This window comes from Pseudomonas sp. 8 R 14, assembly GCF_900005955.1.
GTDB classification, from domain to species: Bacteria; Pseudomonadota; Gammaproteobacteria; order Pseudomonadales; family Pseudomonadaceae; genus Aquipseudomonas; species Aquipseudomonas marginalis.
In genome coordinates this window covers 255,363-269,475 of sequence record NZ_CVTH01000075.1, presented here as the reverse complement: position 1 = coordinate 269,475, position 14,113 = coordinate 255,363, and the positions used below count along the sequence as shown (strand labels likewise).

The 14,113-nt window shown below is 62.4% G+C and carries 7 protein-coding genes; 6 read left to right on the top strand and 1 reads right to left on the bottom strand.

The features are described 5' to 3' along the window. Positions 1–47 precede the first annotated feature (47 nt). The 5 genes from BFQ01_RS19760 to BFQ01_RS19740 are packed head-to-tail and all read left to right on the top strand — an operon-like array spanning position 48 to position 5,888. Positions 48–2,573, top strand: coding sequence for a CS1-pili formation C-terminal domain-containing protein (locus BFQ01_RS19760; protein WP_065926562.1), 2,526 nt, complete (start codon positions 48–50; stop codon positions 2,571–2,573). Between the two features lie 26 nt (positions 2,574–2,599). Then, positions 2,600–3,835, top strand: coding sequence for a hypothetical protein (locus tag BFQ01_RS19755; RefSeq protein WP_065926561.1), 1,236 nt, complete (start codon positions 2,600–2,602; stop codon positions 3,833–3,835). 12 nt (positions 3,836–3,847) lie between these two features. Further along, positions 3,848–4,594 (top strand): pilus assembly protein, encoded by a 747-nt coding sequence (locus BFQ01_RS19750; RefSeq protein ID WP_065926560.1) that lies wholly within the window; start codon positions 3,848–3,850, stop codon positions 4,592–4,594. Continuing rightward, complete coding sequence (locus tag BFQ01_RS19745) at positions 4,594–5,127, top strand: CS1 type fimbrial major subunit (protein WP_176718755.1); 534 nt, start codon at positions 4,594–4,596, stop codon at positions 5,125–5,127. The genes BFQ01_RS19750 and BFQ01_RS19745 overlap by 1 nt, the downstream gene beginning before the upstream one ends. Positions 5,128–5,147: 20 nt before the next feature. After that, complete coding sequence (locus BFQ01_RS19740; protein WP_065926559.1) at positions 5,148–5,888, top strand: pilus assembly protein; 741 nt, start codon at positions 5,148–5,150, stop codon at positions 5,886–5,888. Here BFQ01_RS19740 and BFQ01_RS19735 read toward each other — a convergent pair. Beyond that, entirely contained in the window at positions 5,878–8,973 is a 3,096-nt protein-coding gene (locus BFQ01_RS19735; protein WP_065926558.1) for a transglycosylase domain-containing protein, read from the bottom strand. The genes BFQ01_RS19740 and BFQ01_RS19735 overlap by 11 nt on opposite strands. Positions 8,974–9,151: 178 nt before the next feature. Here BFQ01_RS19735 and BFQ01_RS32985 point away from each other — a divergent pair, with 178 nt between their 5' ends. Next, positions 9,152–13,783 (top strand): hypothetical protein, encoded by a 4,632-nt coding sequence (locus tag BFQ01_RS32985; protein ID WP_065926557.1) that lies wholly within the window; start codon positions 9,152–9,154, stop codon positions 13,781–13,783. Positions 13,784–14,113 lie beyond the last annotated feature (330 nt).

Below are 14,113 nucleotides of genomic sequence, written 5' to 3'. Positions count from 1 at the left end.
TCGGCCGGTTTTCTCGTATTGAAATTCGAAATCAGAGTATTCCGTTCATGTTCCCGATGACTCCCATCGCGGCAGCGCTTGCCTTGTTGTTTTGTGCGAACGCGCTGGCGGCAGGTACTGCCGACGGCACTACACCTCGTAGTCTGCTTTCCCAGGCCAAGGGACTTCCGGCGGACTTTGAAGAGCATTTCTTCGACGTGCCCCTGGCAGTCAAGGTGGATCTGGACCAAGAGTTTGTGTCCGAGGCGATGATCGTATTGACCCGTGATGACGGGCTGACCTTACTCGACTTTACCGACCATGACGGCAGCGTGATCAAGGATGACGAGCGTGACCGCTGGGCCGAGTACCTGAAACAAGGCGTGCCCCTGGGGGCATGCGAAACCAATTGCCCCGACGGGCTCATGGCCGTGCATTACAACCTGGAAAACTCCACGGTTTCCCTGCTGACCGAAAATGCCGAGCGCGACGCCGAGGAGCAGCGCTACTACTTTCTGCCCACCGGCGGCAGCACTGGCCTGATCGTGCGCAACCAGATGAACCTCAGCGGTGGCGAAGGGCAGGACCTGGGCGGGCGCTTCGGCATCGATGCCAGCAGCAGCCTGGGCCTGTGGAGCCAGACCCTGAACATGCAGTTCTCGCGTCTCGGCGGGCCGGACGACGATGACCTCAACCACGCCGTGTATGCGCTCTATACCCAGCGTGAACTGCAGGGCAATTTCCTGCGCTTGGGCTATTTCACACCCAATGCCGAAGGCCTGACCCGCCAGTTGCGAACCTTCGGGGCCAGCCCGGACACCGCCGTGGGCGTGATGTATGGCAGTTCCGACAGCCTGATGATCAATAATTCCAAGCCTGCCGTTTACCCGATCTATGTCACCGCCAGCCGCCAGGCAGCGGTGGAGATTTATCGCAATGGCCTGCTGATCAACACCCAGCCGGTCAGCAGCGGCTTGCACAGCCTGGACACGCGGCCGCTGCCCGGTGGCATTTATGAAGTGGAAGTACGCCTGGTGGAGGACGGCCAGATCACCAGCACCACCCAGGAGTTGGTGTACAAGCCCAACAACTGGCGCAACCACGACGAGCGCTGGCGCTACAACCTGTTTGCTGGCCGGGAAAGCAAACTGCTGAGCAACTTTGATGAGCAGAGCAGCGGCAGCCCGACCGCAGGCATCTCGGTGAACTACCTGGCTCACCCCCGTGTGGTGTTGGGGGCGTCCGGTCGCCAGGTCAAGGACAACATGCAATACGGCACCTCGGTCGACTGGACCCTCGCCGACCAGGCCAGCCTGTATGCCAACGTCTACTGGACGGAAAAATACGGCACCGGCCTCGACCTCAACGGCCTGTACAACTACGGCCTGGGAAGCGTCGTGTTCAACCACACGCGCAGCTGGCTAGACACCCGTAACACCTATGAAACCCTGCCGGATGGCACGCGCATTCGCCAGCGCGACGTGTTTGTGGGCCAGACCAGTAACTCATCGATTTCAGTCAACCACCGCTTGAGCAACCTGCGCTCGATCAACGCTCGCCTGTTCTACAGCGAAGGCAACAGTGAAGGCGTCGGCCTGGACCTGGGCTGGACCGAGCGCACCCATCTGTTTGGCAACGACGCCAACTGGCGCGTGTCGGTATTTGACCGGCCAGCCACCGCCAGCACGGGCGACCGGCGCAACCGTGGGGTCGACCTGAGCATCAGCCTGGCCCTCGGCGCCCCCGGCGAGCAGTGGTCCGCCAGCATCGGCACGCGTACCTCCCGCGAGGGCACCCGCGACAACAATGCCTCGCTGACCTACCGCAAGGACCTGCAAGACCACATGCTGCAAAGCGTCTCCGCCACGGCGACCACTGACACCTACGGCATCGGTTTGTCCGGCATGGCCAGTTTCGAGAACGAGTTTGTCAGTGGTGACGGCTACGTCCAGCGTTCCTCATTCAACAATGAGCTGGCGGGCGGCCTGAACCTGGACAGCACCTTTGCCCTGGGCCAACAAAAAATGGTGCTCACCAGCCAATACCACGGCACCGGCTCCGGGTTGATCGTGGATGTCGAAACCGACGTCGACGACATCGCCCTGCGCGCCGATGACTTGAGCGGCGGTAGCACGGCCCTGCGCCCTGGTCGAAACTTCATCCCGATCACCGCCTACAAAGGCAGCTCGGTGAGCTTCGACTTCGAAGGCAACCACGCCCCCTCGGCCTCGATTCAACCGCCGCGCACGCGCTACCACCTGAACAAGGGCGGCGTGGAGTACCGCAAGGTCAGCGTGATGCAAACCGTCACCGTGCTCGGGCGCCTGGTGGACCCCCAGGGTAAACCGCTCAAGGGCCTGCATGTGATCAACCACGCCACGCGTGGGGTGAGTGAGGTCGACGGGTTCTTCTCCCTGGAAATGAATGCCAGTTCGCCGACCCTGGAAGTGCGCCGCAACAACCAACTGCTCTGCCAGTTCAGGCTTGATCCTTCCAAGGCGCGCCTTGAAAACAGTGTGCTGATGATCGGGGACTTGCGCTGCACGCCGGATACGTTGGCGGAGTCCACAGTCACCGAACAGATTGCCGGTTGAGCATGAAGATGAGAACACGCACAGTCATGAAAACGCTTCTTTCCCGCGCCACCCAACGCCATGTAGTGGGTACGGCGATGCTCCTGTGTTCCTTCGCGGCGCTGGCCGACGAGGACATCACCGCACGGTTCAGGCCGGACCCCGGCAACCCCATGGTGAACAGGTTCGAGAACACCACGCCGATCAGTTCGATTTGCGCCGCGCACATTCCGGCCCGGTGCAAGGCGTTGAATATCTTCAGCCTGCGCGACACCAACTTCACGGCAGCCGCCATTGCGCCCATCCAGGCCAACCATTCGGACGAGCGCCAAGGCTTCATGGTCAAGGTGCCGTCTGATTGGCGTGACTTGACCGTGACGCATACGGTTACCCAGGAGACCGAGACCGTACAGGTCAGGATCGCCGGCGTCGGATCGCTTTGGTATGTGCCGCGGCCACCTGGCGTTTCGGCGTGGGCACAGCCTGGGGTGAGCTGGCAAAGTCGATGGACGACGGCGCCCGCGCCCTGTCAGAGCACCGGCCACCTTGCTGCCGGCACTTTCTTTGCCTCGTACTTCTGGCTGACACCCAAAGGTGCGGGCCCCTGCAGTCGGCAACCGTCCCAGGACTTGGCGACCCTGCGTTACAACACCATGGAGTATGCCTACGAACTGCGCACTCCCAACCCGTTGGGCATGTCCAGTGGTCACTACACCGGAAGCATTACGTACACCATGGGCCCCGGTGGCGATTACGATTTTGGCGATGTCGTGATCCCCTCGAAAAATGCCCTCACCTTCAATTTCACCTTGAGTGTGGAGCACGACCTGAAAGTCGAGGTGCCGCCGGGAGGCACCCGCATTGAACTGGTACCCCAAGGCGGTTGGCAGGCTTGGCTGAACCAAGGGCGCAAGCCGGCGCGGCTGTTTCGCGACCAGACTTTCAATATTTCCGCTTCGTCGCGTTTCAAGATGCAGTTGGAGTGCGAGCGAGTGATGGGCAATACCTGCGCCTTGAGAAACGCGGCCGACCACCAGGTTCCCGTGAATATCAGTGTCTCCTTGCCCCACGGCCTGAACCGCCCTGACAGCTCTGCCGTCAATCGCCAGCCGCTGTTGTTGAGTGGTGCCGGCACCGAGCAATTCCAGCCGGGGTTCTATGTGAACCGCCGCCCTGGAACCTTGCATTTCGAGGTCGCCAAGGAACATGTCGACGCCATGCTCAGCCAGGGCGGCAGCACCTATTCGGGGCAGGTCACGGTGATCTGGGATTCGGACCTGTAAACGGAGAGCTTTATGTGGATCAAGTATGTGTTGGCCCTGTGGGTGCTCGGCGGCTTGCCGCTGTGGGCACACGCCGGCCCGAGCCTCAACGTCGGGGCGTTCTACGACTACCTGGAAGGCGATAAGAGTACCTACCTCAAGCGGGTCTTCAATGCTGGCGACAGCACCGCCTTTGTACGGATCCAGGTGCAGGAAATCCTCTACAACAATGACGGAACCTCCGAAGAGGTGGCGCTCAAGCCGGCCGCCGACCCCAGCATTCGTGACGGCCTGATGGCCAGCCCGACGCGCTTGATCGTTCCGGCCGAAGGCATGCAGGGCACGCGCCTGTTGTACCTCGGCGAGCGCGAAAAAGAGCGTTATTTCCGCGTGCGCTTCGTGCCGGTGATGCCAGAAAAGGACGACGAGTTTGCGGTTTCGAATGAGGAACGCGAAGCCTACAAAACGTCCTTGTCAGCCGGGGTCACGGTATTGGCAGGGTTCGGCACGGTGTTTTTCGTGAGGCCCAAGGTGACGCGCTTTGCGACGGGCACCGATGACAGTGCCGGGAGCTACCGTCTGCGTAACGACGGCAATAGCGTGGTGGTGATCGATGAGTTCAAGGACTGTTCCACCGCCGCGCCCCAGGACTGCCAGCCCACCACCAAGCACCACATTTTGCCAGGCCGCGCGTTTGACTTTGACAAGCAGGCCGGGCGGACTTACCGCTTCACTCTGATCGAAGGCGGTGACAAAAAACCTTATGAGGTCAAAGGATGATGAGCAGTGAAACAACCCACGTCGGCTGGCGCGGACGGCCGTCGGAGACGCTGTACAAAGGCCTCGCGTGGGCGGTGTTGTTGGTCGCCGTGCTGTTCAGTTCATCGGCGCTGGCGGTTCGCGAAGCGCGGGTGTTCGATGTGTCGGTGACCATCCCGACCTCGGACTTTTACGTACTGCCGATCACCCCAGGGTTCCTGGAGCGTGAGCAACAGATGGTCTGGGACCTGGTGCCGGGTCGCCTGCGTCCGCTGCGCGAACACTTCGACGTGAAGAGTTCGGCGGGCGGGATCAACGCGCGGCTGGGCGCGGTGCCCATGTTGTTCAACGGCGGGCGTACCTATATCGACTTGAGTGTCACGTTCAATGGCCAGGCGCTGAGCCTCGACGACACCCTGGTGGTGCCCCAGGACGAAGCGCGCCAGGGCAAACGTGTGCTGCTGGACATCTCGGCGGTCGAGCCGGCGGATGGGTTTACCCCCGGCGAGTATTACGGCAGCGTCGAGTTGCTGTTCGACGCGGTACGCCCATGACGATTTTTAAAGGAGGGGTTATGAAACGTGTAGCGGCAATGCTGGGCTTGATGGTGTGTTCGTTGAGTGCCCAGGCCGGGCCGAACATCAACATTGGCGACTTTTACGACTATTTGCGTGGCGATAAAAGCACCTACCTCAAGCGTGTCTTCAACGGTGGCACCAAGACCGCCTTCGTCAAGGTCAACGTCACCGAAATGCTCTACAAACCCGACGGCAGCTATGACGAAGTGCCGCTCAAGCTCGAAGCCGACGGCAGCGTGCGCAATGGTCTGGTCGCCAGTCCAGCGCGGCTGATCGTGCCGGCCGATGGCATGCAGAGCACACGTTTTGTATTCATCGGTGAGCGCGATAGCGAGCGCTATTTCCGGGTACGTTACCTGCCAGTGGCGCCCGAGAAAGACGACGGCTTTGGTGTCACCGATGAGGAGCGCAAAGCCTATGAAGAGACCTTGGTGGGCGGTGTGCAGGTGATGGCTGGCTACGGCACCGTGTTCTTCGTGCGGCCCAAGGACAGCCGCTTCGATACGCGGGTCGAAAATGGCGGGCAGCGTTACACCTTGCGCAATGCGGGGAATACGGTGGTTGTGGTGGATGAGTTCAAAGATTGCGCGGCCAATGACCGAACGTCGTGCGCCCCCACCACCAAGAATCATATTTTTCCGGGGCGGGTGTTCAGCTTTGAAAAACAGGCCGGGCGTACTTATCGGTTCTATCTGGTAGAGGGCACTACCCAAAGAATCGTCGAAATCAGTGGCTAGCAGCGGTGCACAAGGTATGGCTGCCCGGTTGCAGATAGGGCATCAGCACCGGCGCCATGCCCTTGAGCACCTGCACCGGCAGCGCTGAGGTAAAGGTGAAATTCTGCGCGCCGCTGCCGGGAACAAAGGCAGTCAGGGTGCCGAAGTGGTGTTCACCGATGTAAAACACAAAGGTCGCGGTGCGGTTGATCGCCTTGGAACTCAGGACCCGCCCACCCGCGCCAATCGCCTCAATGCGGTTATCCCCGGTGCCGGTCTTGCCGCCCATCGCCAAGGGGCTGCCATCGGCCAACTTGAAACTGCCGGAGACACGTTTGGCGGTGCCTGCGTCCACCACTTGCGACAAGGCCCCACGCAAGGCAGTGGCCACTTCGCTGGGCATCACCCGTTTGCCGCGATTCGGGTCATTGATCAGGCGGGTTTCATAAGGTGTGCCGGCGGCAAAGTGCAGGCTGTCGATGCGCAGGGTCGGTTGGCGCACACCGTCATTGAGGATCGTGCCCACCAGTTCGGCGAGGGCCGCGGGCTTGTCGCCAGAACTGCCGATGGCCGTGGCCAGGGACGGCACCAAGTGATCGAAGGGGTAGCCGACGGCTTTCCAGCGCTGATGAATATCCAGGAACGCTTCGATCTCCAGCATGGTGCGGATGCGGCTGTCGCGGGCGCTTTTGTGCCGGCTCTTGAATAGCCAGCCATAGACTTCCTGGCGTTCATGTTCGCTGGCCGCGACCGCCTGGGTAAAGGTCGCGTCGGGATGGTTGAGCAGGTAACCGAGCAGCCATAGGTCCAGTGGGTGAACCTTGGCGATATAGCCTTGGTCCGGCAGGTCGTAGGCGCCGGGGCCGTAGCTCAGGTAGAGTTTTTGCAGGCGCTCGTCGCTGAGTTTTTCGCTGGTCTTGCTGCCGCTCAGGTGGGAGCGGATGAAACGGTCGAAACTCTCTTGGCTGGCCTGGGGCAGCAGGTAGCGATGCACGGCCGCCAGACGGATGGCAGTGGGGTGCAGGCCGTCGAGGAAGGTGTTGAGCCGGGCCTGGGTGTCCTTGTTGCGGTATTTTTTCCAGAAGCGCAGCAAAAACGTCGTGCCCTCGCGGTCGGCGAACTGGGCCAGGTATTCCTGGCGCCGTGGGTCGCTGTCGTCCTTGAGTAATTGCGCGCTGTTGCCCGGGGCCTGGTAGGTGCTGTAGCGCACCAGGTCGCGCATCAGGCGGATGAAGGGCAGGTTGATCGACTCGCGCAGGGCGTCACGCAGGGTCGGGCTGCGGCCGTTGTCTTCGTTGCGAAAGTTGTGGAAGTGATGCAGGCCGCCACCGGTGAAAAAGCTTTCGCCGGGGCTGGCCGAATATTGTCGATCAAGGGCTGCGTCGAGCATCTTCGGCAGGCTCTGGTCACTGTTTTGCGCCAGGTAGTCCACGGCCCAGCGGGACAGGCGATCCTGGTCATCGATCTCGATTTTTTTCAGCGCAGCGGGCGGCTGGCCGGCGAACCGATCATGCAACTCGCTGATGATTTGCAGGTAGGTGGTCAGTACCCGCAGCTTGGCGGTGGAGCCCAGTTCCAGCTTGCTGCTTTCGTTGATGTCGAACGGTTGGTCGGTGTTGTCGGTCTGCACCCGTACGCGGGCACCGTCGGGCGTCATCTCATACAGGGTGAAGCTGTAGCGCACTTGGGCGGTGCTGCTGGGCGTCAGCAGGCGCGGGCCGAGTAGCCCCAGTTGGCCGGCGAAGGCCGGGTCTGCCAGGCGTTTGAGGTAGTCGGTGGCCTGGGTTTGCAGGTCGCTGTGCAGGGTGCTGGTGGCGGACAGGTCGAGGCGGTCCAGGTCATACAGCGGCCGGTTGAGCAGGGAACCCAGGCGGCTGCGGGCAACGTTGATGCCTTTGTTGCTTTCGATGGGCTGGACCGTGGGCTGCTGCTGCCAGTCCCGGTACGTGACCCGGCTGGCGAGTGCGGCCTCGGACAGCCCCGGCTCAATCACCCCGTTCTGCGCCAGCAAACGCAGATGACTGTCGGTCAGTTGCTCCAGGTCGGCACGGCCCTTGGCGAGGTAGTAAGACGGGCGGCGCTGGGCAATCATCAGGGACAACACTTCGCGCAGGGCCAGGCCTTTTTGCTTGAGCGTTTGCGGGTCGTCACTGGCGAGCAGGGCGTTGGTCTGGTTGAAGTCGGCGCCATACCAGACCCGCAGTCCTTCTGCCAGGCCATGCACCTCGCCGTGGCCGGGCACCGCCGACAGCGGCACGCTGTTGAGGTAGTCGCGCACCACATCCTGACGTGCTTGCAGGCTGTCCGGCCCGCCCTGATACGCCCGTACACTGGCGGAAATCATCTGGCGGATTTTCTCACCACCGCTCAGGGTCAGCCCATCGGGTGAGTGGCGGTATTTTTCCAATTGCGTGGCCAGGGTGCTGCCACCGGCACTTTGGCCCGGCAGGTGCAGCAAGCGTGCGACCTGCGACCACGCGGCCTTGGCAAAACGTGGCCAATCCACGGCGGGGTTGGCTTGGGGTTGGTCGGGGTCGAGCAGGTCGCGGTTCTCGATAAACAGCAGGCTACTGACGATCACGGGCGGGATGGCGCTGAAACGCGGGTACGCCTGTTGCGGGTAATTGAAGCGGTACACCGGGGCGGCCCGGCAATCGGTAATCGTCAGACCAGCCTGGATTTTCTCGCGGTAGGGAATGAACAGGCCGTGATCGCTGTAGTCGATCAGCGCCGTGGAGAAGCGTGCCTGACGTTCGATCAGGTAGTTGCGTTTGAGCAGGCGCGGCAGGAACTCACCCAGGGCGCTGTAGCCCAGGCGCCGGTCGAACGGACCGTCGCCGGGATAGACAATGGCGTCGCTGGCACCGGGTTGTACCGTATAGCTCAACGCGTGGGCGAGACGGCTTAACTCTCGGGCTTGCCAGTGGGCCGTGCGCATTTCCCGATGGGCGGCAAACCCCAGCGCGATCAGGCCGATCAGCAGCAGTAACCAGACCATTCGCCACGCATACCGCCGCTTGCGGGGGCTTTGCGGCAATGGCTGTTCATCCAGGCTGTCGGCGGGGCCAGCAGCCTTGGGTGAATCGGTTTGCCATAAAGCGCCCATAGTCGATTGATCCATTCACGCAGATTGATCGGACTTGATTCAAGCGTAGACGTTGATTGAGGCAGACAAGGGATTTGTCGCAAACCCCTAGCGGGCTACCGCAGGTGCGTGGAAGGCAAGCCATAGCCTGCGAGGTCAATCGGACCGATTTCCGGTGTCCGTTACCAGGAGCTCCCTCATGTCTCAAACCCCCCCTGTGCCCACGTTGCGGCGTGCGCGCATCGAGCGGATCGTCAATACGTTTTCCTCTGTGCCGAGCTTGCGTACGGTAGCGCAGGCCCAGATCCAGGCGGCACTGGATCGGCAGTACCCTTCCTTGCACTATGCCGCCGCACACCTCGCCATTGGCATACCTGTAGGTCAGGGTTATCGCTACAGTGCACTGGCCGACGAAGTGCTGGCGCGCCTGGCCCGTGCGCGACCGGTTCGGTATGTCGAAGACTTTCACCAGGTGATGCAGCATCAACGGGAGGTCTACGTGCAGGGCGGGCCGGGGCTGGTCGATCTGGAACGGCTGGTCAACCACGCGGGAGGCGAGTTGTTGGATGCCTGGCTCGCACGTTTGCGGGATTGGTGGGGGGCGCCGCGAGGGGAGGGGACGAGCCGCTGGGCTGAGTTGTCCGATGAATTAGTGGGGTTGCTGTATGAATGCCAGATGCCTGCGGGCATGAGTGCAGAGCACTTTTCACGGCTGTTTCCACGTCAGGCGCTGCACCCCAGCCGACCTGATCGTACGTGGCGTTCGCAGGGTGAGACGTTGACGGTACGTACGCTGTCGGTGCGCCGTGGCCAGAGCACGCAACCCCCTGACATGGTGCCGGTATTGATCCTTGATCACCGGCTGCTGGGGGCCGAACTGCGCACGCTGCTCGTGTTCAGTCCCGCCACGGGGATTCATCCGTTGCAACAGTTGGAGGATATCGAACCCCTGATCCCCGGGTTCGTGAGCGCCTCGCTGGCACACGGGGCCGTGGAGTGGTTTGTCGAGGAACTACCCGGCGACCCGTTCGATGCGTTGGCGGCCTGCTTTGCCCAACAGCAGAGCGCCGAAGTCATGGCAATCGACCGCTCAGTATCACGTACGCCCGAGCAGTGCCAGGCAATGCTGGACTACGTGACTGACCCCCATCGTTGGTTCGAGTCGGCCCTCACACCTGAACAGCAACGCTTGCAAGATCGATTACCGCTCTGGCTCATCCATGCTTCGCCGGACGACAGCCTGGCCTATGCTCGCCTGCTACAGGGGCTGGTCGCTGCGCAAACAGCGGCGGCGGGGCACACCTTTCTCGACGGTATCGCGCCGATTCGCACGTTCACCGCCCAGGCCCTGACGCACTGCCTGGAGAAGGAGCCCCGCGCCAAGGCGATCAGCCCGGATCACATTGAACTGACCTACAGCCTTGTCACGGCGGTGATGTTGCCAGGCGGTTTTACCAGTGGTGATGCCCACCGGGTGACACTCACGCTGACGGAGCTGGCCCTGGAAAACCTCGGCGGTTTCCCCCATGCGCCGTCCCGGATAAAACTCAACGGCGACGTGGCGCCCGCTTGGTTGAGCGCCTCTTTGTTGACCGGCTGCGTGACCGAGACGGACGTCGGCCAGGCGTACCCCGACCTGTTGCGCAAAAAACTGATCGACGACCCGATTGAATCGGCCCGCCGCGAGAAGCTGTTCAGTCGGCAACTGCGGGCGCAACTGCCGCTGCTGGCGCTGGAGCTGAAGCTCAAACGCGAGGGCGGCTTGAGCCAGGCCGGTTACCGGTTGGTGGAGGCGGCCGTCCAGGCCAGTGCGGATGGGCGCGCGGCGGGTATGTGGTCGCTGGCATTCAAGGCCACGCCAGCTGCGACGGCGGACGAGGTGGTCGGTTTTTACGTGATCGGCCCACGTGACACCGAGCACGGGCCGCATCTGTTGTACCGGCCGTTGTCGACCCCAAGCCTGCGTGAGTTCGAGTCGCAGCAGGCGTTGTTGGAGGCCATCAAGGCGCCAGGGGAATTGCACGACAGTGTCCTCGCCTGGATGGCCCCGGCCCGCCAGCCGGTGTATGCCAACGGTGGTTTCCAGGAACCGCATGTCGCGCACTTTCTGGCCGGTGATGAGTTCAGCGTGCCGGATCGGCCAGCGCCGGCACAGCTCAGTAAACGGCTGGAGGAAGGCGACCCGTTGCCTGGCCTGTTTGTCTCGACTGCCCAGGCGTTGGTCAGCCTGGCCCAGGCCCAGTCGGTGTCCAATGCTCAGCAACGCTGGCGGACGTTAAAGGCCGGCGGTTGGTTGCTGTTCAATACACTGCTGCCGTTTGTCCGGGGGCCGGCACTGCTGGCGGGCTGGATGGTGCAGGTGATGGACAGTGTCCAACGGGATGTGGCGGCATTGGCCAGTAACGACTCGGTCATGCAGACCCAAGGTGTGATAGACCTGTTGACCAATCTGGTGATGATCCTGGCCCATCGGGCCTCGCCTCATGAGTGGCCGGCGATGCTGGACCAGCAAGCCTCAACGTTTGCTTCGCCAGCGTCGATGCAGCGTCCTCCCGCAGTGATACCTGGCCCTGCCACCGTGCAGTTGCAGCCTCCCTTCAGTTGGAGTAATTCGCGCGATACGCTCACACCGTCCTTGCGCGCCCGGCTGGAGGGTATGAGTCTTAAGGCCTTGCCCCAACCTTGGCCATCACGGCTGCCAGGCGCACAGGCTTCGGGGATACACGAAGGCTTGCTACTGGATACGGCGTCGAACCCGGTCCATTGGCAGGCGTTGGTGCGCGGTCATGTGTACCGCGTGCAAGTGGCCCGTGACCGCGTGCGAGTGGTCAGCGCCGACGGTAGCGCGAACGGGCCGTGGCTCAAGTCGCTGGGGAGCGGTGCATGGGATGTGGACTTGGGCTTGCGCCTGCGCGGCGGGCAATCGGATACCCCGACCGGCCTGGTTGACAGTGAGTCACGCCGTCAGCAACTGGAGCAGGATTACCGCCAATCCACCGAGCGCCGGGAAACCGCAGACCGTGCGCTGACCACGGCCCGCATGCTTAGAGACAGTGAGGATACGCGCGTCACCGAACAGCATCGCGCCACGGCGGGCGCTCGCTATGTGCAGGAGCTTCAGAACAAACTCGAGGCCTCATTGCTTGAGCTGGAGTGCCTCAGGGCGCTGCAGGTCATCAGGCGCCGACCCGGTTATGCGAGAGAGTTGTCCACGTTGCTGGAAGGGACGGCGCTCACGTTGCAGCTATTGCTCCAGCACGCCCGCCAACAGACCGTCGCGATCCACCGCAGGTTGGTGCCGCTGCTGGAGCTGGTGCAATCGCTGAGCGCGCAGGAGGCACTTTTGGATATCTATCAGCAGCCCCACCGGCAGATCATGGAGGGGCTGCGGCAGTTGGCCGACAGTAATGAGCAAGCCATTGACTGGCGCGGCCTGCAACTGGGTTTGCTGGATGAACTGAGTCAGGTGCCCAAGTATGGGCGGGACAAGGCCCAAGCCTTGCGCGAGAGCGAGTTGTCCGCGCCGACGGTGCTCGAACTGCAATCGCTGCAGGTCACCGCCTTGTGGGCCGTGGCGATCAATACCGAAGGGCCGACGCTGGAGGAAGGTTTTTTTCAAAGCCTGGACGACACCATTCACCGCGCCCGTTGGGCCAGTGGCTCGCAGGCGCACTTGGACGAGCTGGCGCCGCAAAGTGCGGAGCTGCGTACCGAGTTGCTGGAGAGTTTCGACCGTGTCTACGCCTTGAGCGATGATCGGATTGAGTTCTGGCGCGCTATGGCCCCGGAGCGATTCGATCTCAAGTACCTGGAGAAGCTGCAACAGTTGCTCGCGCAATTGCACAAGGAGGTTCAGCGTGAGCTGGCAGCGGTGCTGGTTCCGACAGCCGCCGCGACGCCTGCTGTGGGACGTGCGCGGGTTCGGCAGAAAAAAATCATTCGCGTGCGCAACCAGGACATGTACGTCGCCCAGGTCAAAGTGACAACCGGCGAGCATCCCCAGGAAGTGGCCGAAGTCACGGATGCCCAGGACGCGGTGATCGCCACGTTTACCCAGGCCGACGATGGCATTTGGGAGCCGGTCAAGGCACCCGCCCCGGCGCTTCCTGGGCCGCTGCCCAACCTGGGCCGGCTGGTCGAACAGGGGCAGGCGTTACGCGCACCGGTGGAAAAGGCCATCGCCGAGGTACTCAAAATGGCCAGTCGGGCCAATGAGCCTCAGTCGTTGCAGGACCTGCTGGAGCAGCGCGCCGACAAGTTGCGCCAGTGCGCCGAGGCGATCCAGCAGCGGTTGCTGCACAGCGTGCCGGAGCGCCTGGCCGCGACGCAGCGTGCCCGGGCCACAACCGAGGCCGATGAGTTGCGCGCGGCCGCCAGCCGCTTGTCCGAGCAAGGTTTGCAGGCACGCCTGGCTGCAATCAAGGCGCGCCTGCCGACCCAGGCCGGGGTGGAGGTGCTGGTCAGTCATCACGAAGCGCGCATCTTTCGCCAGGGGGCGCGGGTCGAACTCGCCGGACGGTCCAATGACTGGTTGCAAGCGTACGTGGTGATGGACGCGCAAACGCGTCAGGCCCTGTGCTACGGGCATTTTCACTACGAACGGCCGACCGGGCCGGACGACCATTTCACCGCTGCGCACCTCAAGACACCCGCGCAACATCGAATGGGCAAACAGTCCCAGGCCCAGGCCCGTGCCCAGGCATTCGCCAGCATGCAGGCGGGGCAAAGCGGGCGTGTGACGCAAACTCTGGAGATCCATCGGGGCGAAATCAACCTCAGGATGGCGCGCAGGTTGTTTTTCGATGCGCCGCAGTGGACCGGCGACTGGTGATCGATACGGACCCTCGGGCTAGAGCGCTCCAGCTCCGGTAAATACGACCAGGGCAGGGGCATGACGGTGCACCGATGCTGTGCAATACTCGCCGCCGTTTGCGACAGACTATTCCTACAGTTCCCAGGTGATGCCCCTCCGCAGAAGCGGCATTTGCCGAGGAATCTCGCTGAATTTTGTTGCTTATTGAGTGAAAAGCCCTGCTTGCGGCTTTCTATACTGCACGCCCCCTGAGCTGGCCGGTGTGTCGGCCGGACGGGTTTACCCACGAGGTGAGCCCGCTAGGACAGCGTCACGGCGACCCGCTGTGGCGCTGAACACTCGGTGGTT

Coding starts and splice junctions, on each gene's coding strand:
- BFQ01_RS19760 (WP_065926562.1), top strand. CDS start 48: ATGTTCCCGATGACTCCCATCGCGGCAGCGCTTGCCTTGTTGTTTTGT.
- BFQ01_RS19755 (WP_065926561.1), top strand. CDS start 2,600: ATGAAAACGCTTCTTTCCCGCGCCACCCAACGCCATGTAGTGGGTACG.
- BFQ01_RS19750 (WP_065926560.1), top strand. CDS start 3,848: ATGTGGATCAAGTATGTGTTGGCCCTGTGGGTGCTCGGCGGCTTGCCG.
- BFQ01_RS19745 (WP_176718755.1), top strand. CDS start 4,594: ATGAGCAGTGAAACAACCCACGTCGGCTGGCGCGGACGGCCGTCGGAG.
- BFQ01_RS19740 (WP_065926559.1), top strand. CDS start 5,148: ATGAAACGTGTAGCGGCAATGCTGGGCTTGATGGTGTGTTCGTTGAGT.
- BFQ01_RS19735 (WP_065926558.1), bottom strand. CDS start 8,973: ATGGGCGCTTTATGGCAAACCGATTCACCCAAGGCTGCTGGCCCCGCC.
- BFQ01_RS32985 (WP_065926557.1), top strand. CDS start 9,152: ATGTCTCAAACCCCCCCTGTGCCCACGTTGCGGCGTGCGCGCATCGAG.